The sequence below is a fragment of the Pseudothermotoga hypogea DSM 11164 = NBRC 106472 genome (assembly GCF_000816145.1).
Classification (GTDB): domain Bacteria; phylum Thermotogota; class Thermotogae; order Thermotogales; family DSM-5069; genus Pseudothermotoga_A; species Pseudothermotoga_A hypogea.
The window spans coordinates 1,609,376-1,630,887 of the sequence record NZ_CP007141.1 but is presented as its reverse complement, the minus strand read 5'-3'; the positions used below and the strand labels follow the sequence as shown (position 1 = coordinate 1,630,887).

The following is a 21,512-nucleotide window of genomic DNA, read 5'->3' as shown; positions in this document are numbered from 1 at the left end:
TCACCACCACAAAAGGGCGGGCAGAGCCCGCCCATGTTTCACGGTTTCTCTATGACGTTTTCTTTGCCCACGATCTTCGTCACTTCTTTGGCGAACTCTTCGAGGGCTTTTTCAACACTCATCTGTCCGGTTACAACCCTCTCTGTGAGCAACTGAGCCTGGAACGAGATCTCAGGATAAACTGGAAAGGCTGGTCTAAAGGTTGTGTACTTAACCAAAGTGCGACTCGTCTCCGCGATGAACTTGTCTTTGTTGACGGTCCAGCATGAGTCGGCAAGATCCGATCTTGGCGACACGAACGGTTTCATCTGGAAGTAGGACAACTGGGGTTCAACGTATAGCAATCTCTTCAGGACTTCTGCGACGAGCTTCGGATTCTTGCAGTTGACGTTTACGGCGAAACCGGTACCACCGGAGATCGAAACGAACTCAGGATCTTGTGGTTTGCCACGACCGGGCATCGCAGCCCAACCGATGCGCTCGTCTCTGTCGGGAAATCCCCAGGATGGGTTGTTCGGGTTCAGCACCGATGTGTAGAACCAAGTTCCTTCGACGTACATCGCGATCTTCTCTTGTCTGAACAGTTCGAACGTCTTTTCCCTCGCACCTGGAGACACCTGCAAAGCCGCATCGCCGAGTTTTTCGTCCACGTAGATTTGCTTGTAGAAGTTCAACGCGTCCTTCAGGGCACTGCTCTTAACGATCCACTTGCCAGTTTCCCAATCGTACAGGTTACCACCAGCACCCAGCAAGACCATGAAGAAACCTTGCATCGTGGTCGCTTCACCCATCTCAGTGCCCGCGTTGAGCTGAATGGGTATCACGCCCGGTAGCTTCTCCTTGATGATCCTCGCCGTTTTGATGATGTCTTCCCAGCTCTTCGGCTGCCATGGTACTGGGATTCCGGCTTTCCTGAACAGCTCTTTGTTGTAGTAAATCATTCTCACATCGGTACCGGCCGGTATCAGATACGTTTTGCCCTTGTAGCTGCCCATCGCTTTCATCGGTTCATAGTAGTACTTCCAAGCTGGTATCTCTGCAAGTATATCGTCTATGGGTCTCAGATACCCGGCTTCGACGAACTCTGGGACCCAGAAACCATCGATCCAGAGTATGTCTGCTCCGCCTCCACCTTTGATGTCCAGAACGATCCTTGCCTTGAAGTCCTCGTCCTTGATACCCGTCTGGATCAACTCGACTGTGATACCCAGCTCTTTCTCGATGTCAGGAATGTACTTTTCGAACCAGTCGACCACTTGCGTGTTCTTACCACCCTTGATCGCGTTGGCGATGATGGTTACTTTCTGTCCAACCGCGATGATTACCATGATCGACACCAACACGGCCACCAGCCACTTTCTCACAGTAACACCCCCTCAGAAATGATGGTGCTCCACACACCCGCACGAATTTCTCACGATCAACTTCGTTGGAACGTAATGCTTTTTGATGGGAATTTCGCCCCAGCTCAAGAGTGAGAGTAGAATCGCTGCAGCCTTTTCTCCCATTCGTTCGGGATACTGCCTGACGGTCGTCAGGCTCGGCTGAACGAAAACGCTGAACGGTAGATCGTCGAATCCTACCACCGCCACGTCCCTTGGGACCTGCACACCACACATCTGTAGACCCGACATGATTTCAACCGCAAGAAGATCCGTGCATGCGAAAATTGCATCGAAGTTTTTCAGTTCTTGGCATAGTTGTTTGACTCTACCCCTTTCGACTTCGATGAGTGTTAGGTTGGCATTCATATCACTGCACGCTAAACTCGCACCATGGAATCTGTCCTTCACACTGCTTACTTTCGGTTTTTCCCACGTGATGAACGCGATACGTCTGTATCCATGAACTTCTATCAAGTGCTTGGTCACATCGTAGGCGCCCTTGCGGTTGTCCGATTCGACGGAATAACCATCCATTCCTTCCACAGTCCTGTCGACGAAGACGATCGGACGTTTTTCAACGACGAGCCGTTTGACCGACTCGTTCTTTAAGGTGCTGATGTGCGGAAAGATTATGAAACCAGATACGTTGAGTTCCAAAAGTCTCTGGAATTTTTCCCTTTCAGAAGAACCGTTCTCATCTGCAAACTGAACCACGGCGTGAAAACCCAGACTCGAGATGTGCTGTTCTATGCCTCTGAGTATCCCAACGCTGAGAAAATCCGATGCTGAGCTCAGAAAGACACCGATCAGGTTCGACGCTTTTTCGTGTTCTTCCTTCTTTCTCACGAAGCTCCCTATACCCTGCAGTCTGTAAAGATAACCCTCGATCACCAGCTCGTCTATCGCCTTTCTCACCGTGATCCTGCTGACTTGAAACATCTCCATGAGCTCTTTTTCGGACGGAACTCGATCGTCCGGCAGGAGCTCACCAGTTTTTATCTTGTTCAGCAGATACTCCTTGACGACCTTGTACATGGGTTTTTGCCTGCTTGTACTCATCATGACATGTTATATCATGTTATTGCAAAAATGTCAACAGCTCGGACAAGATTGTTCCAGTGAGGCTACGCGAGCGTATCTACACAAAACACGATTCGCACCCGCTGGCCAGGAAAAAATTGGACTCGGTTAGTCTCACGCTCGGCACGTTCTTGAGCGATGACTGTTCGGTGGTGAAAGAAAAGAGGTAGAAGAAGCAACAAAAACGAAATGAGCTCGCTCGCCGAGACGCTCACACTCAGTCCTCGTTGAAGATGAACAGCTCTGAACGCTCAGGGATAGATCTTTCTCCCACGTTCATCGCTTATCCCCGTCTTTCTGTAGAAGTACGTGTTGACCACATCCCTCCACTCCTTAGCATGCTCCAACTGCACTGTGAGTCTTTCCAGCACACGCTTATACTTGACTGGATCGATCTTTCCCTCGAGCCGTTGCCATGCCTTCAAGAACTCTTCGACTTGTTCGACGCCTTCGAAGTGTAAATCGTACATTGATTGAAGCAGAGTCTTGCCGGATCTCAGCTTGTGGTCGTAGCGAACTCTGTGGAAAAACAACAAGAGATCTTCCGGGCACGTCTCGATGCTGTCGAAGATCTCTCTCCAGGGTGAGTGATACTGCAATGTGAAGCCAGTTCCCTTCGATGACCTGTCCACAGCGATAGCCTCGTGGTTCGCCCTGTGGTAAGTCCCCCACTTGGAATACTCGTAGCCCTCCGGATTCGGTCCATAGTGATGATTGGGATTCACCATCCAGCCTAACCCGAATGGCGTGGTATACTTTTCATAAGCTCTGTGAGAATTCATGAGCATGTGCTTGATGGTCGCTTTGACTTCCTCATCTTTTCCAAACGTTAGGGTGATCCAGTCATCAACGATCTTTTCCACCAACTCATCCGGATTCCAAGCGAGTCTTGCAAACGTGTACAGATTCGCCTGTGCCAAATCGTGTCCTGTCCAATTTGGGTCCCTTCCCACGTTGGAGACTCCCGCCATACCGCAGTACTTCCTGTTGAAAACTGTGCCATCGACGATCCTCTTCACAAAGGACCCTCGGCCTCTGGCGAATGTGTCAAAATCAAGTATTTCTTTCCAGAAAGGTCCAAGGTAGCACAAATGTATCTGCTGACCGGTGTATTCTTGGGTGATCTGCAGTTCGAGGATCTGATTCGTCCGTTCCAAAGCTCCAAACAGTGGTGAAACAGGTTCTCTCACCTGGAAATCCATTGGGCCGAACTTGGTCTGCAGGATTACGTTGTCCCTGAACTGCCCATCGAGTGGCTTGAAGTTTTCGTAGGCTGCCTTCGCTCTGTCGGTGTTGTAATCTCTCCAGTCCTGTAAGCAGTTGTAGACGAAAGTACGCCAGATCACAACACCTCCGAACGGTTCCAAAGCTTCGGCCAGCATGTTTGCTCCGTCTGCATGTGTTCTACCGAAGTAGTGTGGGCCTGGATTGAATTCAGAATCGGCCTTCACAAGGAAACCCCCAAAATCTGGGATGAAACTGTACAGTTTTCTGGCCTGGTCTTTCCACCACTTCTTTATCCTGTCGTCCAACGGATCAGCTGTCTCGAACTTTCCAAGATACATCGGTGAAGCGAAGTTCACACTGAGATACAATTTTATACCGTAGTTTCCGAAAACTTCCGCGAGCTTCGACAGTGCTTTCAAATACTTTTCATCATCGATCAATTGCACTGCCTTGCCCCTCACGTTGACGTTGTTTATGACCACGCCATTAATACCCACCGAGGCCAGCAATCTGGCGTAATCTCTTGTTCTACGATTCAGGATAACGCGATCTTTCTCAAAGAAGATGGACCTTCCAGAGTAACCCCTCTCCACGGAGCCATCCAAGTTGTCCCAGTGATTGATCATTCTCAGCGGCATTGCAGGCGTTTGAACCACATTCATTTTCTCAAAGGATTCGCCAAGCCTGGCACGTTTGATGACCTCGAACGTGCCGTACACCAAACCAGCTGTGTCGATCGCACCAATCACGAGAGTGTCTTTACCGGAAAGCTTCCTGTGCGCAAGGAAGAAAGAACCTTCTCTTTCGAGTTTCGGCACATCGAACAGCTCACTGAGTTTGTCAATCTTCCCGAGTATTATTGTTCTTTGATTTTGGATAGTGTTTTCAACCAGCATTTTCGTTCCTAAGGCGTCTCTCGCAAAAGTTTTCAGCTCTGTGAGTGCCGTTTCGACTTCCCATGGTTGAGCAAAGGGCACCGCCGATTTGAACCATTCTCTGTGGCAAGCAATTTCCCAGTCTGGTAATCTTCGATATTCGAGCCAGCAAAGTTCGTACTCGTTGTTCATCCTTCTCACCTCAAATATCTACCTTTTCGAGGATCAACACACCGTGCGGTTCCAAAACCAAGCTGTCAAAGAAAGTTCGACCACTCATGAGGTCTCGCCACTTGCCCTCCTTCAGGAGAACTTGCTTTCTCTTGCTGTCAAAGTTCATGACAAACAAATACATTCTTGAATCTTTGCTGCGCCTCCTCACTACCTCGACACCGTCCACAGGACCGCTGAAGGAAGTTTCAATTCCATGTCTCTCGACGATGTATCGAACAAAATCGTTGCACAGTTCTTGCGAGGCACAGGCAGCAACGTAGTAAGCGAATCCCTCGCCATACTGGTTGAAGGTGATACAGGGTTCGTTCGCGTACAGTCCGTCTGAGTAGGTTCCCATCACGAAGGCTTTCTCGACCCTCACCAACCCCTCAATGAGCTTCACCAGATATTTCTTTCCCAAAAACAAGACCGTTCTTTCTTCGCTCAACGGAAACGCATCGAATTCCTCAACCCGCACGCCGAAAACATCGTTCATGGATGCCAAATAACCCCCGAGCCAGGCCAAGTTGTTCTCGTCGACAACCCCACTCATAGTGGTCGCTACAAAGATGCCGCCGGATTCCACGTATGACCTTATATCTCTGCCGATTTCGTCGCTCACCATGAACAGTGTTGGAGCGAAGATGGCTTTGTACTTACTGAAATCTTCTTCCACACCTATCACGTCGACTCCTACACCCATTCTCAACAACGCCCTGTAGTACTTCTCGACCTCTTGTAGGTAGCTAAAGTCGATGTTCGGTCCCGGGCTGTCCTCCAGCGCCCACCAGCTTTCCCAGTCAAATAGGACTGCAACCTGTGCATCGACACGCGTGTTCAGAACCCTGTCTTCGAGTTTCTTCAGATCCTCGCCGATACACTTCACAGCTTCGAAAACGCGCGTCCCGTTCGTGTTTGCGTGCGTTATGACCGCTCCGTGGAACCTTTCGCAACCACCCTTGGACTGGCGGATCTGAAAGTAGAGTGCCGCCTCGGCACCGTGTGCAATGGTTTGGAACGTGTGTAACTTCAAAGCTGAGGCAGACTTCTGATGGTTGTACCATTTCCATATCGCTTGTGATGGGGATTGTTCCATGAGAACCACAGGTTTTCCACGGGCGACACCTCTCATCAGCGCACATCTCAATGAGACTCTCACGTGATCCTCTCCGTAGTCCGGATAGCTGTCCCACGATATCACGTCCATCTTCTTGGCCCACAGGAAGTAGTCAAGAGGTTTGAAGGTAGCCATGAGGTTCGTCGTGACCGGCACATTCGGTGTGTACTTCTTCAGAGCCTGGTACTCCAGCTCGAAACATTCCAGCAGGCTCTCGTTCATAAATCTCCTGTAGTCTTGATAAATCGCCGGGTTTATGGATTGGAGCCTGTCTTTTCTGAACAGGAGGAAGTTCCGTGTAGTTGGAAGGCTAATTTCTTCCCAGTCGTAGATTCTCTGGCTCCAGAAGTCTGAATACCATTTCTTGTTCAGCTCATCCAGAGAAGCGTACTTATTTTTCAACCATTCTCTGAACTTTCGCTCGCACGTTTCGCAGTAGCAATAGTTCGAATACTCGTTATTCACGTGCCAGAGCACCAATGGTCGATAGTCTCTATACCTCTCTGCGAGTTTCTCCGCAATTCTTACAGAGAATTCTCTGTATTTTTCGCTGTTTGGACAGAAATTCGCCCTGCCACCGGGTTTTCTCATGTGCCCGTTCACATCCACAGACAAGATCTCAGGATACTTTCGAACCATCCAGAGTGGCGGGGCAGCCGTCGGCGTGGCCAGGCAAACATAGAATCCTTCATGCTCCAAGATCTCGAGCGCTCTGTCCAAGAAGGAGAAATCATAAGTGGACTCGTCCTTCTGGACAATGGCCCAACAGAAGACGCCGATTGTCGCGATGTTCATGTTCGCTTCTCTCATCCATCGCAGATCTCTTTTGAAGGTATCCTCATCCCACTGTTCTGGATAGCATTCCCCACCGTACCAGAAACCGTTTCTTTTCATATCAATCAAAAGGACCACCTCTCACGAAAGTTTTGGAAAAGGGCCTACCATAATGGTAGGCCCCTGAAGCGAAAGTTCACCTGGATCATTTCTGCTTGATGAAGAACTGCATGGGCATTGCGTTGAGCGGGCTTCTCAAAACGTCGTCAGTCACGATCTTTTCTGGAACGTTTCTGAAGTTGTTCTTGACGATCGCTGGCGATAGGTCTTCTCCGACCGTTCCAATGAGCCACAGGTTCTCTCTGTGGATCTTGGTTACCTCTCTCATGTACTCTTTGATTTCCTCATCGCTCGTGGCTGTCTGTATCATCTGCCACAGATCGACGAGCCTGATGACTTCCTGTGGTGGCACTTCTGCATCAGCAGGTGGTGTTTCACCCTTCAGGTAAGCTTGTATCCACGTGCTCCACGGCGCATACCACCAGTCTGAATACTGCGTCACAGCCGGGAAGGTGAGCATCGGGGAAGCCAATGGCTGCGCTGCCCTGTCGAACGCCCACACGGCCGCATCGTACTCACCCGTACCCATCCTGGTCTCGAGCAGGGACCTTTCGATGTTGTTGACCTCGATCCAGACCCCTATCCTCTTCCAGTGTTCCTTCACCATGGTCCACACGTCGGCATGCATTTGCCCGGTGACTTCAACGGTGAACCTGAGAGGCCTGCCATCGGGGAGCAACCTGTACTCGCGCTTGGCGTCCCACTTGAGTCCCATCTCGTCGAGCAGCTTGTTCGCAAGGTCCGGGTTGTAGTCGGCGTACGCCTTCTCCCACTCAGGATCGTAATAGGCCGAACCGCTCACGAAAGACGCCTGCCTGGGCTTGGCCATACCGTTAAACAGAACTTCGCTTATCTCCTCCCTGTCGATCGCCAGAGACAAGGCTCTTCTGAACCTGACATCGTTGAAGATCTTTCTCAGAACCGGATCTGGGTGTGCGGGGTTCAATGATACCCTGCTGACCGATCCGTTCGCAGCAATCCAGTTCAAAACCCTGTAATCACCCTTCTTTTCGTTCTCCTTCAGCAATGTGTAGTTTCCGGCTCCCGCTGCAAGACCACCTATGTGTCTCCATTGCATGTCGATCTGCCCAGAAATAGCCCTCAAAAGGATGATCTCGTTGTCCGTTACGTATTCGTGCCTGATGTAGTCTATGTAAGGAAGCTGGTTACCTTCGATGTCGACTGCCCAGAAGTATGGGTTTCTCTCCAACACGTAGAACGGTTCGGTCGGGTCAGTGATGGCCTTCCACGGTCCGAGCACTGGCAACTCCACGTTCCTCACTATGTTGTTCTTCTGGTTGAACAGATCGACCCAGGTGTTCACTCCGGAGACCTTCTTCATCTCTTCCTCGATTTTTTCCATGGGCGTGTACTTGGGATGGAACTGCTTCAGATAATGCTTGGGAGCCCCTGTAAAACCTGTGCTGTAGGCGACCTGGAGCATGAACAAAGCGTAAGGTTTGCCAAACTCGAACTTGATCGTGTAATCATCGATCTTCGTCACCTTCGTTTCCTGGCCTCCGATCCTGAACCATTCCGGCTTGGTCGGCGTCAGATCGTTGTTCGCCACCATGTCTTCGACCCAGAACAGTATGTCGTCCGCTGTGTACGGATGTCCATCCGACCACTTGACACCCTTCCTCAGATAAAAGATGTAGACTCTGCCATCCTCGAGTATGTCCCAAGCCTTGGCGAGACCCGGCAGGAACGATCCGCCTTCCATGTCCCAGTACACCAAATGTGGTTCGACGATCTTGTAGATTCCCCACTGGTCCGCCAAACCTTTCCAAACTCTTCTCCACGTTCCCCCGAACTGACCTACTTCTTCGTGCGGTATGACCACGAGTGGCTCTTCGGGAAGTCTCTCTTGCACCGGAGGAAGCTTTCCCTGCTTTACAAGGTCTGCCAGCATGGGTGATTCTTTGTACTGCGTGATCTTCTTACCGGTTTGCTTCTCCATATCCGCCGGCGTGGCGTACACACCCCAGGCGAAGGCCCAAGACACAATCAGAGCCAGTACACAAACCACCAGCAGACGAACCCTCATGCAGATACCCCCTTTCTTAAAGTTGCCTCACGCCTTTCAGCGAAAGTCTTTCCGCAAAGTGACAAGCAACGTAGTGCGGATTCTCGACTAAACCTACGTCTCGAAACTCAGGCACTCGTGTCCTGCAGACTTCCTCCGCGTACTGACACCTCGGATGGAAATGGCAACCAGACGGCGGGTTGACCGGGCTCGGGACTTCGCCCTCTATGGGCCTGAATTCTTCGACCGCTTCCGGGTCTGGTTTGGGAACCGACAAAAGCAAGGATTCGGTGTAAGGATGCTTCGGCGAGTCGAAGAGCCCCTCAGTCGACGCGAGCTCGACAATCCTTCCGAGGTACATCACAGCTACCCTGTCACTCACGTGTTGAACCACGCTCAAATCGTGCGAGATGAAGATGTAGGTCAGCTTGAACTTCTCCTGCAGTTCCATGAGCAGGTTCAAAATCTGCGCGCGTATCGACACATCCAAGGCTGCAACGGGCTCATCGCATATGACCAACCTTGGTCTCAGGGCCAGAGCTCTTGCTATGACGATCCGTTGTCTTTGACCACCGCTGAACGCGTGAGGATATCTGACCATGTACTCCGGCCTCAAACCAACAGCTTCCAGGAGTTCGGCGACCTTCTCTTCCAGTTCCTTGCCCTTGGCGATCTTGTTAACGAGCAGCGGTTCTCCAACGATTTCTTTCACCTTCAAACGTGGGTTCAAAGATGTGTACGGATTTTGAAAGATCAGCTGCATATACCTCCTGAGCGGCTTGAGTTCCTTCCTACTTAGTTTTGCCACGTCCACCATTCTTCCATCGATGTTGAGTAGTATCTGACCCTCAGTTGGATCGATGGCTCGAAGTATGCAGCGTGCAGTCGTCGTCTTACCGCAACCGGACTCTCCAACGAGGGCGAGGGTCTCGCCTTCAAACAAATCGAAACTTATGTCATCCACTGCCTTCACATACGCTACGACCCTCTTGAAGAGCCCCTTTTCGATAGGAAAATACTTCTTCAAGTTTCTCACTTCGAGCAACTTGTGTTCAGCGGCCAATTCATCTACCCCCATAAAGGAAGCACTTCACTCTGTGGGCTACATCGACTTCGACTTCCGTCGGTTCTCGCTCATCACAAAGACCTCGGATGAAGCTATCACATCTGTTGTGGTACCGGCAACCGATGGGTAAGTTATAAGGATCGGGTACGACACCTTTTATCGCTTCAAGCTTCTTCTTCCTTCGGGCCAACCTTGGTATGGATCGCAACAGCGCCCTTGTGTAGGGATGCAGCGGGTTTCGAAAAAGATCCTTGACCGGTGCCGTCTCAACGATTTGTCCCAGGTACATCACGGCAACCCTGTCAGATATCTGCGCAATCACGCCCATATCGTGCGTGATCCACATGATCGCAGAACTGTACTCCTTTTGGAGTTGCTTCACCAGATAGATTATCTGTGCCTGAATCGTCACATCAAGTGCTGTCGTTGGTTCGTCAGCTATCAAGACTTTCGGATTCAAGGACAGAGCCATCGCAATCATACACCTTTGTAGCATTCCTCCCGAGAGCTGAAACGAGTATCGGTCCAGAACGCTCTCTGGATTGGGTATCTTGACCTTTTCGAGCATTTTGAGTGCCAATCTTCTCGCTTCCTGCTTCGACATGTCTTCGTGCAAGAGGATGGCCTCGATCATTTGTTCACCCACGGTGTAAACTGGGGCAAAACAGGCGGCCGGTTCCTGAAAGATCATCGCGATGTCTTTTCCTCGAATGTTTCTCATCTGCTCGCCTTCAGAATCCAGCTTTGTCAAATCCATCGCACCTTGCTGGTTCCAAAACAAGATCTCCCCACCCACAATCTTGGCCGACTTTGGGAGTATCCTCATGATAGACTGCGCCGTCACGCTTTTTCCGCAGCCTGATTCACCGACGATGCCCAGCACCTCACCCTCGTTCAACTGAAAGCTGACCCCGTCGACGGCTCTAATAGTTCCTTCAACAAGCTCAAAGTGAGTTCGTAAGTTCTTAACTTCCAGAACCTTCCTCATGCTCCTCCCCTCATGTCTTGTAGGGATCTGCCGCATCTCTTAAACCATCACCAACAAAGTTGAAACACAAAACTGTCACGATTACAAAGAATGCAGGCGAAAGGAGCCAAGGATACAATGCGACAGTTCTTATGTTCTGCGCCTCTTGCAGCAAAACTCCCCAGCTTATGGCAGGGGATCTGAGTCCCAAACCCAGAAAACTCAGTCCAGTCTCACCAAGGATCATGCCCGGTATCGCGAGTGTCACGGATGCTATCAGGTGACTCGTCAGGGCTGGCAACATGTGCTTGAAAATGACCCTGAATTCGCTTGCACCAGCAAGTCTCGCAGCAACAACGTAGTCTTCCTCTTTGAGCGCCAGAAATTTGCTTCGTACGACACGCGCCAAACCAGTCCAGCCTACCAGAGAAAGGATCACGGTGATTCCAAAATAGACCTTCACCTGTGACCAATACCTCGGCAACGCTGCTGCGAGTGCCATCCACAACGGGATAGTTGGAATACTCCTGATGAACTCTATCGACCGCTGCACGAAGTTGTCCACCCAGCCACCGTAATATCCCGAAATGCCACCTATCAGGATACCCAACACCATGCTTAGAAAGACTCCAACCAAACCGATCGTGGTTGATATCCTCGCTCCGTAGAGCACACGTGACAGAACATCACGGCCCATTCGATCCGTGCCAAGCAAGAACATCGTGCCTCGTTCCACTCCGAAGAAGTGCAGGTTCGTTTTCCACATCCCCCAGAACTTGTACTCGTCTCCTCTCACGAAGAACTTGATCGGATAAACTTTGCTCGGATCTTCTTTGTAAATCCTTCTGAGAGTCTGTGGATCGCGCTCGATCTTGAAACCATAAACGAACGGCCTGGTGAGTTTGCCATCCTTGAAGAAATGTATTCTCTGCGGTGGAGCATAAACGTAAGCTGAGTAGATTTTCTCAGGATTGTACGGTGCGAAGAATTCACAGAAGATACCAAGGACATACAAAACGAACAATACCAAGAGCCCAACGATCGCGAGTTTGTTCTTCTTGAACCGCCACCACATCAGTTTCCATTCTGACGCTAAATAGATCTCTTCAACCTTGGTTCTCTTGGTCACACGCCCGTTGATCGCCATCCGGTCTACCTCACTCGAAACGTATTCTCGGATCCAACCATGCGAGGAGGATGTCGGAAATCACCGTTCCAATGATCGTAAATATGCTCAAGAACATCACCAGGCTCCCCGCCAGATACATGTCCTGCGATTTGAGAGCATCGAGCAGTATCACACCCACTGTTGGAAGGTTCAAAACGATCCCGGTCACAACCGCACCAGAAACTATCTCGGGCAGAACCCATCCTGCGGTACTCGCGAACGGTATCACCGCCACTCGCAGCGGGTATTTCCAGTACAGTTCCTTGCCGGGAACGCCCCTTGCCTTTGCCGCAATCACGTAAGGCTTCTCGAGCTCGTCCAGCAAGTTCGCACGTAGAATCCTTATCAGGCCTGCCATGCTGCCCGTACCTATGACGATCACCGGTAACCAGATGTGCTTCAAGAGATCAACGAACTTTGCCCAGCTCCACGGAGCGTTCGCGTACTCCGGCGAGAACAATCCACCTAAGCTCACACCGAAAGTCACGTACACTGCCCAGAGGAGTATCAACGCGAGCAGAAAGTTCGGAGTCGCAAGGCCTATGTAACCGAGAACGGTGAATGTGTAATCGCCTATCGAGTACTGATGAATGCCTGAGTAGACACCGATGAGAAAACCAAAGACCCAGGCGAAAGCGGTTGCCAGCACCGAGATGAGCACCGTGTACCAAAGGCGCGGTCCAATGAGCTGACTGACCGGTTTTTCCCACATGAAGGAATAACCAAAGTCGCCCTTAAGAACTCCTTTGAACCATATGAAGAATCTCACCAGGAGAGGTTTGTCGAGGCCGTAGCGCGTTCTGAGAACCTGCAGAGCTGCTTCATCTATGGCCTCACCGCTTTGCTTGAGGTTCATCACGTACACTGTCAGATAATCTCCCGGTGGGAGTTCTATGATGATGAACGAGACGACCGCTATGAGAAAGAGGAGTGGTATTGCGAAGAAAAGCCTTCTTAACAGGTAAGTGAGCATGAAACTACCCCCGTTGTTTCTTTACTGACCGCAATTATTTTGACATGACCGTCACATTCGTGTCAATCGCAGTGTCGGGTGATATCCCTGGATTAAATAGAATGGTTCTCACTTTTCACACTTCTTTTTCAGCATTTCTCATTCTGGCTTTTTGTTCTACCTTCTTTCACATTCTTGCTCGCTCATCGACATGCGGTACGTTCAGTGATCGTGTTTTGAACGAAGTCTCAGTGAGAAAAACACAAGCAGGATACCGAGCGCGGGTTTGACAAAGTACCTCGCACACTCCGACCAACCAAGCCTGTAGCCCAGCGTCAGGAAGAAAGGAGTCTGAAAGAATGTGATCAGTAAGAATTGAAGCCCTGTGAAGATGAAGAAGCGATCAAGAAGTCTCTTCATCCCTTCCTTGGCCCTGTTTCTGTAATGGTTTTCAAAATACACAATCATCGCGATGATCAACACCGCGAAGACGATGATAAAAAACTTGTTGAGGACGTTCATCGTTTCGATCTTCATTCCTACCGAAGCAGCCGCGGTGTAGAAAAACTTGTACGCTTCGAAAAGCATCTGGAACGACAACAAAACGTTGATCAACAGGAAAACGTAGGCCAGAGCATTTTTCAGACCTGTCCCTCCCGGAACGTGTCCTTCAAAACGTGGTACAATTCCTTAAATCTCGCGTAGACCTTATCATAAGCTCCTCTGTTTTCGGGCGTTGGTCGAGTCGTTTCCCTCAGCTTGAACCACTCTTTAGATACCTTTCTCACATCCAGTTTTGAATAACCTGAACACGCCAAGATCGCCGCACCGTAAGATGCCCCTTCATCCACCAGGGGCTTCTGTATCTCAACGCCGAGTGCATCGGCCAACATCTGGTTCCAAACCTTACTCTTCGAACCTCCTCCAGTAATACGTACGTTCTTGGGTTCCAGGCCCAGTTCCTTAAGAATCTCGAAGGAATCTCTTATTCCGAAAGTTACCCCCTCGAAGATCGCGCGCACCACATCCCACTTCGAATGGAAGGAAGACAGTCCGAAGATTACACCCCTCGCGTGCGGGTCCCTGTGAGGTGTTCTTTCACCGTTCAGATAGGGCAAGAAAATGATCCCGTTCGAACCGATCGGCGTTCTCGCCACACAGTCGTTTATGTCGTCGTATCCCTCTTCCAAAAATCTCTCCTTGAACCATTCCAGAGAGTACGTAGCTGTGAGCATCACGCCCATGTGGTATCTCATGTTTGGAACCGTGTGTGCGAAGAAGTGAACCCTGCCCATTGGATCGTACGAACCAACGTCCGTTGGTGCCACCACGGTCCCAGAGGTACCAAGGCTCACCATCACGTCTCCCGGTTCGATCACACCCACACCGAGCGCCGCACAGGCGTTGTCCGCACCCCCCGCGACGACGATCACGTCCTGAAGATCGAGCTCTTCTGCGAGCTCTCGTTTCACCTTTCCAACGATTCCGTTCGATGGCAGAATCTCGGGAAGAATCTCAGTTGATATCTTCAAAGTTCTGAGAAGTTCTTCGCTCCAGCGCATTCTGAAAACGTCGTACATTGTGGTTCCGGATGCATCCGAATGGTCCGTTGCTATGTTACCCGTGAGCATGTAGTTGATAAAGTCCTTTGGGAGCATGACCTTGTAAATCCTCTTGTACAGCTCAGGTTCATTCTTTCTCAGCCAGAGCAACTTCGGCAGTGTGAAACCAGGCAGGATCGGATTACCAACGATCTTCAGAACCTGCTCTTCTCCTCCAAGCAAATTCGTGGCCTCGTCACACTCAACGTAAGTCCTCTGGTCGCACCACAGTATCGCATCTCGAAGAACACGACCTTCCCCATCGACGACCACAAGACTGTGCATCTGCCCACTCGTGGCGAGTGCCCGTATCCTTCCGCCAATCTCACGCGAACGGTTTGAGAGTGCTTTCAACACTTTCAACGTTGCGGACCACCACTCGTTGGGATTTTGCTCTGCCCACGCCGGCTTTGGGGTCGAGAGCGAAAGTCTTTCACCGTGCACGGCGACAAGGCTTCCCCTCGCATCAACGAGGATCCCCTTCACCCCGGTCGTTCCAAGGTCTAAGCCCAGAAACAATTCCAAGAGTACCACCTCACCTCACGTTCTCAATGATGTTCTCGACGGCGAGGACCGCAGCACCCACCAAGTTCGAACTTATGGTTCCGAAGATCGAAGGTCTTATCTTCAGTTGCTTCGTCGCGTCCTTCAGTGCCCTCTGTTTGACCTCTTCCTGTACGATCCGATAGAAGTACTCTCCAAGGTCCTGAACCTCTCCACCCAGTATCACTATTTCCGGATTCAGGATGTTCACAATGTTCACGATACCGATCGCGATGTTCTGAGCTAACTTTTCTAAAACTTTTCTGCTGTCTTCTCTCTTTTTCAGCGCGGCGAACTTCTCTATCGCGTTCTTCCCCTCCAATTTGCCTTCGTAGTGTTCTATCGCCCAGTTGATCGACGCATAGAATTCCCAGCACCCTTTGTTTGAACAGTGACAAAGCCTGTTGGAGCGCATGTCCACCGTCATGTGCCCAGCTTCGCCCGCTGTGTACGTCGGGCCACGGTACAACTTCCCGTCGATGAGAACACCCGTGCCGACACCTTCCCTCACGACTATAAAGATTGCCTCCTTCACTTCCTTCATATCCTCTGAATGGTACTTCTCCGCAAGTACGGAGAGGTTAGCCTCGTTGTCTGCGAGTATCGGAACGCCCAGTTGCAGAAACTCATTTATCGAGACGTCGCGCCAACCAAGGTTCGGTGCCATCAGTATTCGGTTCTCCTCCATGTTCACCATACCTGGCACAGATAACGAAACACGGCTGATCTTATTGTCGAGGGAGTACTTCTCGAAGATTTCTCTCACTTTCATGAAGAACTTTTCGGGTGCCCTGGGCGTCTCGAAGGAACCACCGAGCGACACTGTACCATCGAAGTAGCCGAGGCCGTAGGTGGTGACGTTCACGCCGACATCGAACACGAGACTGAGGAACGCATTGTTCTTTATATCGAGCAGGATTCGACGTCTACCAGGGGAATTCTTCCCTTCCGAGCCTATTTCCTGCACGAAGCCCTCTTCGATCAGTTCTTTCGTGATCCGTGTGACACTGCTCGGTGTCAAGCCCGTGATTTCGGAGATCTCCGAACGCGACACGGGTCGATTCTCATGCACGATCTTCAAAATGTTCCTCTTGTTGAGCACTTTGATCCACGGAGAGTTGTATTTCAAGGCTCATACCTCCCGAAGTGAAAAAATCTCTTGCAAAAATTGTATCTTAAGTCTTGTGTGATACGATCCCCCTCCCTCGTGGCCAGCAAAAGGATAGACTTCGATTCTCTTGGGTCCGGCGTAGTAGTTGTAGGCAGCGAAGATCGTGGAAGGTGGACATATGTCGTCCATGAGTGCCACGGAAAACAAGGCCGGACACTTTGCTCTCACTGCAAAGTTCACCCCGTCAAAGTAAGACAGCGTCTTGAAAACTGTCTCGGTTTGTTCTGGATGAACCTTGCAGTAACTACTGATCTCAGCGTAAGGCATGCTGTCCACCAGTTTCACTGCCCGCTCGAAGTGACACAGGAAAGGCACATCACAGATCAGCCCTTTCACCCCCTGAGCGAGAGCCGCGGTGGCGAGCGCTATGCCGCCACCTTGGCTCGTCCCCGCCACGGCTATCCTCTTGGCATCGACGCCTGGAAGAAACGCGACAGACTGAACGGCCATCACGGCATCGGTGAAAACCCTTCTGTAGTAGTAAGTCCTCGGATCGAGTATGCCCCTCGTCATGAAGCCAGGATACTGTGGTCCATGAGAAGGTTCATAGTCCGGCGTGTCGCCTTTGAGCCAGCTGCTTCCTTGGCTGCGCGTGTCCATGACGAGGTGCACGAAGTTTGCACACACGTAGAGTAGCCAGTCGTGTGGAAAACCTCTTCCACCACCATAACCAACGAACTCGACCACACATGGAAGTTCATCCTTCAAGTCCTTCGGGACGATAAACCATGCCTTGATCTTCTGACCCATGTATCCGCTGAACGTGACATCGTAAGTCTTCAGCAGTTTCAGTCCAGAATCCACTTCTTCAAAAACTGGTGGCTCGAAGCGCCCCAGGCTCTCACTTATTGTCTCCCGCCAGAAATCATCAAAGTCCGGTTCCTCTTTCCTCTCAGGTAGGTATTGTCTCAACTGCTCGAGTGGCAGATCGTACTGTGCCACTCAGAATACCTCCGTTTCACTGAAAAATTTCCTCAGACTTGGGACCTTTCTCTCCTCGCCCACCAACTCCACCTCATCCGAGAACCTGATATCGACAGATGAAGCGCCCACCATGAACCTGTACACACCAGGCTCGACAACGAGCTCCATCCTTCTGTTGTAATAGGAAAGGACATCGGTATGTATCTTGAACTGCACCGTCTTCTTCTGACCGGGCTCGAGATGCACTCTCGCAAAACCCTTCAGTTCCTTCAAGGGTCTTGTCACCGAACCGTGCTCTCGACCAACGTACAGTTGAACGACTTCTTCTCCCTCTCTTTCTCCCACGTTTTTCACGTCTACTTTCAGGACGATCTCGCCGGCTGTGGGAACTCGCTTGGATTCGATGTAAAAGTTCGAGTACTCGAATTTCGTGTAGGACAAACCGTGTCCAAACGGATAAAGTGGCTCGACCGGCTCATCTACGTAGTCTTTGTGCCAGTGTGATCTACCGCCAGAGGGTTTCACATAGTGGAACACGGGAATCTGACCAGCACTTCTTGGAAAACTGATCGGAAGCTTTCCAGAAGGGTTCACTCTGCCGAGCAACACGTCCACGATCGCTTGTCCACCGGCTTCCGCTGGCAACCACGCTTCCAGTATCGCACTCATTTTGTCCTCGACACTTTCCAGTGCGTACGGTCTGCCGGTCAAAAGCACCAGCACGATGGGTTTGTGCGTCTTCGCAAGCTCCAGCAACAATCTTTCCTGTAGACCGGGAAGCCTCAAATTCGCGCTGTCCCTTGACTCACCCGATGTACAGTCCTTCGTCAAACCAGACCTGTCGCCCATTACAGCCACGATCACGTCACATTTCTCCGCCAGATTTACTGCTTCACGAATAGTGCTTTCGTCTCCTTCCAGCACACCGCAACCTTCGGCCCATTCAACATCGACACCTTCACTCTTCAACGCATCGTACACACTCATGACGCGCTGCAGTTCCTTGTTGACGATCTGATCCACTCTCTTCAGATTGAAACTCGGCGCGTTGATCGATCCCAGATTGGCGGTGTCGAGTAGCGCCTTTATGTGTGTGTAATAAGAATAGTCACCGAACATGTTCCGTACACTCTTCGCGTTTGGCCCCACCAACGCGACCCTGAGGTTCTTCTTCAAAGGAAGTATTCCATCGTTTTTCAGAAGAACGATCGATTTTCTCGCCACTTCCAGTGCAAGATCGTCGTGCTTTGGTAACGAGGCACAATCTTCCACATAAGGGTGTTCAAACAATCCAAGCCGGAACTTCATCAGTAATACCCTGTAGACCGCTTCATCCAGAGCACTTTCAGAAACCTCACCCGTCTCAACGAGTCTTTTCAGTTCATAGTAGCAATCTATCCTGGGAAGTTCTATATCGATACCTGCCTGGAGGGCTAATTTCGCCGCTTGGCCTTTGTCTCTGGCAATTCTGTGGTAACTTCTCAAAACATCGATGGCGAAATAGTCAGAGACTACGATCCCTTTGAAACCCCACTCTTTCCTGAGCACATCACTCAAGAGTTCCTCCGAGCAAGCACACGGAACGCCGTCGATCTCACTGTAAGAGTTCATCACCGACATGACGTTGGCGCATTTAACAGCTGCTTCGAACGGAAACATGAAAACTTCACGCAGTTCCCTCGGAGCGACAGTGCTCGGCGCCCAGTTCTTGCCACCCTCAGAGGCACCATAGGCAACAAAGTGTTTCGTGGTCGCTATGACACCGTTCTCTTGAATCCCTTCAACGTAGGCGACGCCCAGACGTGCCACGAGGTAAGGTGATTCGCCAAAGCTCTCTTCGGTCCTTCCCCACCTTGGATCTCTAACCACGTCGAGCACTGGCGCAAGTCCCTGATGTGCGCCAACTTTCTTCATGTCGCTTCCAATGGCGTGTGCCACACGGCGGATCAGGTCAGGATCCCATGTACTCGCCATCGCTATGGGTTGCGGAAAGTTCGTTGCTCCCAAGCCCATGTACCCTGCGAGACATTCTTCGTGAACCATCGCTGGAACGCCAAGTCTGGTCCTTTCAACCAGGTATCTTTGAATTTGGTTCACAAACTTGACGACCTCTGCTGGCTCCAGGTTCGTTGCCCCACCGGGTCTCGTTATCTGTCCTATGCCGTGCCTCAACAGTTCGTTCGCCTTCTCTTCAGAGAAGCGTCCCTCTTGGTCAAGAAGTTCGTACCCCCAGACAGAACCCAGCTGCATCATCTTTTCTTCTAAGGTCATCTTCGACAGCAAATCTCTCGCTCTGATCTCTGCGGGTAAATCCGATCTCTTGTAGAGTTCCACCTTACCACCCTCCTTCAACGGTACAGGAAACACTTCACCCTTACCCCGTCGACCTCGTAGTGAATTGGCGATTCTCTCTTACAGATTTCCATCGCACTCGGGCACCTTCCAGCAAATTTGCAGCCCATTCTCAGGTATTCCTCGTGCTCCTGTTCTGCGAGTAACACCTTCGAAGTCCAACGTTTTGAAGGATCCGGTTCTGGGACGGAGTCTCTCAGCAGTCGCGTGTAAGGATGCTTAGGCTCCTGCAAGACTTTCTCCGCAGGACCAAGCTCGACGATCTCACCGCGGAACATTATCGCCATTCGATCGCTCACGTAGTACGCTGTGGCAAGATCGTGCGTTATGTAGAGAATACTCAGACCGAACCTGTCGCGTAAGTCTTTGAACAGGTTCACTATGGACATTCTGAGGGAAGCATCGACCATGGAAACAGGTTCGTCTGCGATCAGCAAACTCGGATTCGTCAGGAGCGCCCGGGCAATGGAGATTCTCTGAAGCTGACCTCCGGAGAACTCGCTCGGATACTTCTCACGAAACTCCTCGTACGCCACGCCGACAGCCTCCAGCTTTTCCCTGACGATCTTCTCAGCCTCTCTTTCTTCCTTCGCGATCCCAAAGTTTTGAAGTGCTTCAAAAAAGTATCTGTCAACCTTTCTCAGTGGGTTGAACGTGGAAAAAGGGTTCTGAAAGATCGCCTGTATCTCCTTTCTCAAGCTGAATCTTTCGTTGGGTTTAATGTTGTCTATCCTTCGTCCCTTGTATTCAACGATTCCTCCTGTGGGATGCTCGAAACCTAACAGTATTTTTGCGATCGTCGTTTTGCCGCAACCACTCTCGCCCGCAAGCGTGAAGATCTCTGCCTTCTTTATCTCGAAAGACACATCGTTCACCGCAATTATCTTCGCCCGGGAAAAGATACCACCGATGGTGAACACCTTCCTCAGGTTCAGAACTCTCAGCATTTCCGTCAACTGTCATCCCTCCGCGAGCCAGCATGCGACCTTGTGTGATTCGCCCACGTTAAAGATCACAGGTTCTTCCTTTTCACACTTGACCATCTTGAACGGACAGCGTGGATGAAACGCACATCCCGTAGGCAGATTGAAGAGTGAAGGAGGGCTACCCGGAGGGCTCTCCCTCTTCGATCTGTCACCGAATCTCGGTAATGATTTGATGAGGTACTGCGTGTAAGGATGTCTCGGATTCTCGAACAGATCCTCAGTCCTTCCCTCCTCTATGATTTTTCCTGCATACATCACACTCAGCATGTCCGATATGTTCGCGTGCACTCCCATATCGTGCGTGACCAAAACGAGCGCGCTACCCTGCCGCGACTGTATGTCTTTCAAAAGCTGAATGACGCCACGTTGAGTTACCACGTCCAACGCTGTGGTGGGTTCGTCGGCGATGATGACCTTAGGTTTCAAGACTGTAGCGAGCGCGATGGTGACTCTCTGCCTCATGCCACCGGAAAGCTGGTGTGGATAGGCATCCAAGATCTTGAGAGGCAAGCCCAAATCCCTAATGTGTTCTCTGGCCATCTCGTACGCTTCAATCTTGCTTCTCCCTTTCAGATGACTCGAAATGAAGTCTCTGAACGTGTCTTTTATCTTTAGGACGGGATTGAGCACACTCATGGAGCCTTGGGGAACATAGGAAGCAAAGGACCATCTCAGTTTCTTCCTTTCAGACTCATCGATCGCGTAAAGATCGATGGTTCCCGTGCCATTCAGGTAGTACACCTTCCCATCGATCATTCTCAGCGGTGGCTCAATAGCTGCAAAAAGAACTTTGAGCAGTGTGGTTTTGCCACAACCGCTCTCGCCCGCTATTCCGTGCACTGAGCCTTCCAAAACGTCCAAATCCACGCCATCCACAGCTCTGACGGTCCTCTGCTTCCCGAAGATGTCAAGAACGTAGTACGCCTTAATTTTCTTCACTTCGATCAGCTTTTTCATCCGCAACA

16 protein-coding genes are annotated in these 21,512 nt (G+C 50.8%); all 16 read right to left on the bottom strand.

Translation table 11 applies throughout. The annotated features are described in order from the left end of the window. Positions 1-38: 38 nt before the first annotated feature. Positions 39-1,364 carry an extracellular solute-binding protein gene (locus tag AJ81_RS08000; protein WP_051368792.1) on the bottom strand — a complete coding sequence of 442 codons (1,326 nt, stop codon included), beginning with the start codon at positions 1,362-1,364 and terminating at the stop codon, positions 39-41. A 12-nt stretch (positions 1,365-1,376) separates the two neighbouring features. After that, a complete protein-coding gene (locus AJ81_RS07995; RefSeq protein WP_031505035.1) occupies positions 1,377-2,420 on the bottom strand; it encodes a GntR family transcriptional regulator in 1,044 nt (347 codons plus the stop codon). A 296-nt stretch (positions 2,421-2,716) separates the two neighbouring features. Then, positions 2,717-4,759: an alpha-glucuronidase family glycosyl hydrolase gene (locus AJ81_RS07990; RefSeq protein WP_031505034.1), complete on the bottom strand. Its 2,043-nt coding sequence runs from the start codon at positions 4,757-4,759 to the stop codon at positions 2,717-2,719. Positions 4,760-4,769: 10 nt separating this feature from the next. Further along, positions 4,770-6,791: a beta-galactosidase gene (locus AJ81_RS07985; RefSeq protein ID WP_096325212.1), complete on the bottom strand. Its 2,022-nt coding sequence runs from the start codon at positions 6,789-6,791 to the stop codon at positions 4,770-4,772. Between the two features lie 85 nt (positions 6,792-6,876). Further along, positions 6,877-8,838 (bottom strand): ABC transporter substrate-binding protein, encoded by a 1,962-nt coding sequence (locus AJ81_RS07980; RefSeq protein WP_031505032.1) that lies wholly within the window; start codon positions 8,836-8,838, stop codon positions 6,877-6,879. 16 nt (positions 8,839-8,854) lie between these two features. Next, positions 8,855-9,895, bottom strand: coding sequence for a dipeptide ABC transporter ATP-binding protein (locus AJ81_RS07975; protein ID WP_031505031.1), 1,041 nt, complete (start codon positions 9,893-9,895; stop codon positions 8,855-8,857). Beyond that, a complete protein-coding gene (locus AJ81_RS07970) occupies positions 9,882-10,871 on the bottom strand; it encodes an ABC transporter ATP-binding protein (RefSeq protein ID WP_031505030.1) in 990 nt (329 codons plus the stop codon). Before AJ81_RS07970 ends, AJ81_RS07975 begins: the two co-directional genes overlap by 14 nt. Positions 10,872-10,881: 10 nt before the next feature. After that, positions 10,882-11,997, bottom strand: a complete 1,116-nt coding sequence (locus AJ81_RS07965; protein ID WP_031505029.1) for an ABC transporter permease — start codon at positions 11,995-11,997, stop codon at positions 10,882-10,884. Positions 11,998-12,007: 10 nt separating this feature from the next. Next, entirely contained in the window at positions 12,008-12,991 is a 984-nt protein-coding gene (locus AJ81_RS07960) for an ABC transporter permease (RefSeq protein ID WP_031505028.1), read from the bottom strand. Positions 12,992-13,192: 201 nt separating this feature from the next. Beyond that, the gene (locus tag AJ81_RS07955; protein ID WP_218915834.1) at positions 13,193-13,558 is read right to left on the bottom strand and encodes a hypothetical protein; all 366 of its coding nucleotides are present in this window, start codon (positions 13,556-13,558) and stop codon (positions 13,193-13,195) included. A gap of 53 nt (positions 13,559-13,611) precedes the next feature. Then, on the bottom strand, positions 13,612-15,105 hold the full coding sequence (xylB, locus tag AJ81_RS07950) for a xylulokinase (protein ID WP_231845480.1): 1,494 nt from the start codon (positions 15,103-15,105) through the stop codon (positions 13,612-13,614). 1 nt (position 15,106) lies between these two features. Further along, positions 15,107-16,243 carry an ROK family transcriptional regulator gene (locus tag AJ81_RS07945; protein ID WP_031505025.1) on the bottom strand — a complete coding sequence of 379 codons (1,137 nt, stop codon included), beginning with the start codon at positions 16,241-16,243 and terminating at the stop codon, positions 15,107-15,109. A gap of 3 nt (positions 16,244-16,246) precedes the next feature. Further along, entirely contained in the window at positions 16,247-17,227 is a 981-nt protein-coding gene (locus tag AJ81_RS07940) for an acetylxylan esterase (RefSeq protein ID WP_031505024.1), read from the bottom strand. Continuing rightward, the gene (locus AJ81_RS07935) at positions 17,228-19,543 is read right to left on the bottom strand and encodes a glycoside hydrolase family 3 N-terminal domain-containing protein (RefSeq protein ID WP_031505023.1); all 2,316 of its coding nucleotides are present in this window, start codon (positions 19,541-19,543) and stop codon (positions 17,228-17,230) included. Between the two features lie 14 nt (positions 19,544-19,557). Continuing rightward, positions 19,558-20,508 carry an ABC transporter ATP-binding protein gene (locus tag AJ81_RS07930; RefSeq protein WP_081708937.1) on the bottom strand — a complete coding sequence of 317 codons (951 nt, stop codon included), beginning with the start codon at positions 20,506-20,508 and terminating at the stop codon, positions 19,558-19,560. A gap of 12 nt (positions 20,509-20,520) precedes the next feature. After that, the gene (locus AJ81_RS07925) at positions 20,521-21,504 is read right to left on the bottom strand and encodes an ABC transporter ATP-binding protein (RefSeq protein WP_031505021.1); all 984 of its coding nucleotides are present in this window, start codon (positions 21,502-21,504) and stop codon (positions 20,521-20,523) included. Between the last annotated feature and the right edge of the window lie 8 nt (positions 21,505-21,512).

Bases quoted from the DNA above. Each gene is read 5' to 3' on its own strand.
- AJ81_RS07995 (WP_031505035.1), bottom strand. From the start codon at position 2,420: ATGTACAAGGTCGTCAAGGAGTATCTGCTGAACAAGATAAAAACTGGT.
- AJ81_RS07990 (WP_031505034.1), bottom strand. From the start codon at position 4,759: ATGAACAACGAGTACGAACTTTGCTGGCTCGAATATCGAAGATTACCA.
- AJ81_RS07985 (WP_096325212.1), bottom strand. From the start codon at position 6,791: ATGAAAAGAAACGGTTTCTGGTACGGTGGGGAATGCTATCCAGAACAG.
- AJ81_RS07980 (WP_031505032.1), bottom strand. From the start codon at position 8,838: ATGAGGGTTCGTCTGCTGGTGGTTTGTGTACTGGCTCTGATTGTGTCT.
- AJ81_RS07975 (WP_031505031.1), bottom strand. From the start codon at position 9,895: ATGGGGGTAGATGAATTGGCCGCTGAACACAAGTTGCTCGAAGTGAGA.
- AJ81_RS07970 (WP_031505030.1), bottom strand. From the start codon at position 10,871: ATGAGGAAGGTTCTGGAAGTTAAGAACTTACGAACTCACTTTGAGCTT.
- AJ81_RS07965 (WP_031505029.1), bottom strand. From the start codon at position 11,997: ATGGCGATCAACGGGCGTGTGACCAAGAGAACCAAGGTTGAAGAGATC.
- AJ81_RS07960 (WP_031505028.1), bottom strand. From the start codon at position 12,991: ATGCTCACTTACCTGTTAAGAAGGCTTTTCTTCGCAATACCACTCCTC.
- AJ81_RS07955 (WP_218915834.1), bottom strand. From the start codon at position 13,558: ATGCTTTTCGAAGCGTACAAGTTTTTCTACACCGCGGCTGCTTCGGTA.
- AJ81_RS07930 (WP_081708937.1), bottom strand. From the start codon at position 20,508: ATGCTGAGAGTTCTGAACCTGAGGAAGGTGTTCACCATCGGTGGTATC.
- AJ81_RS07925 (WP_031505021.1), bottom strand. From the start codon at position 21,504: ATGAAAAAGCTGATCGAAGTGAAGAAAATTAAGGCGTACTACGTTCTT.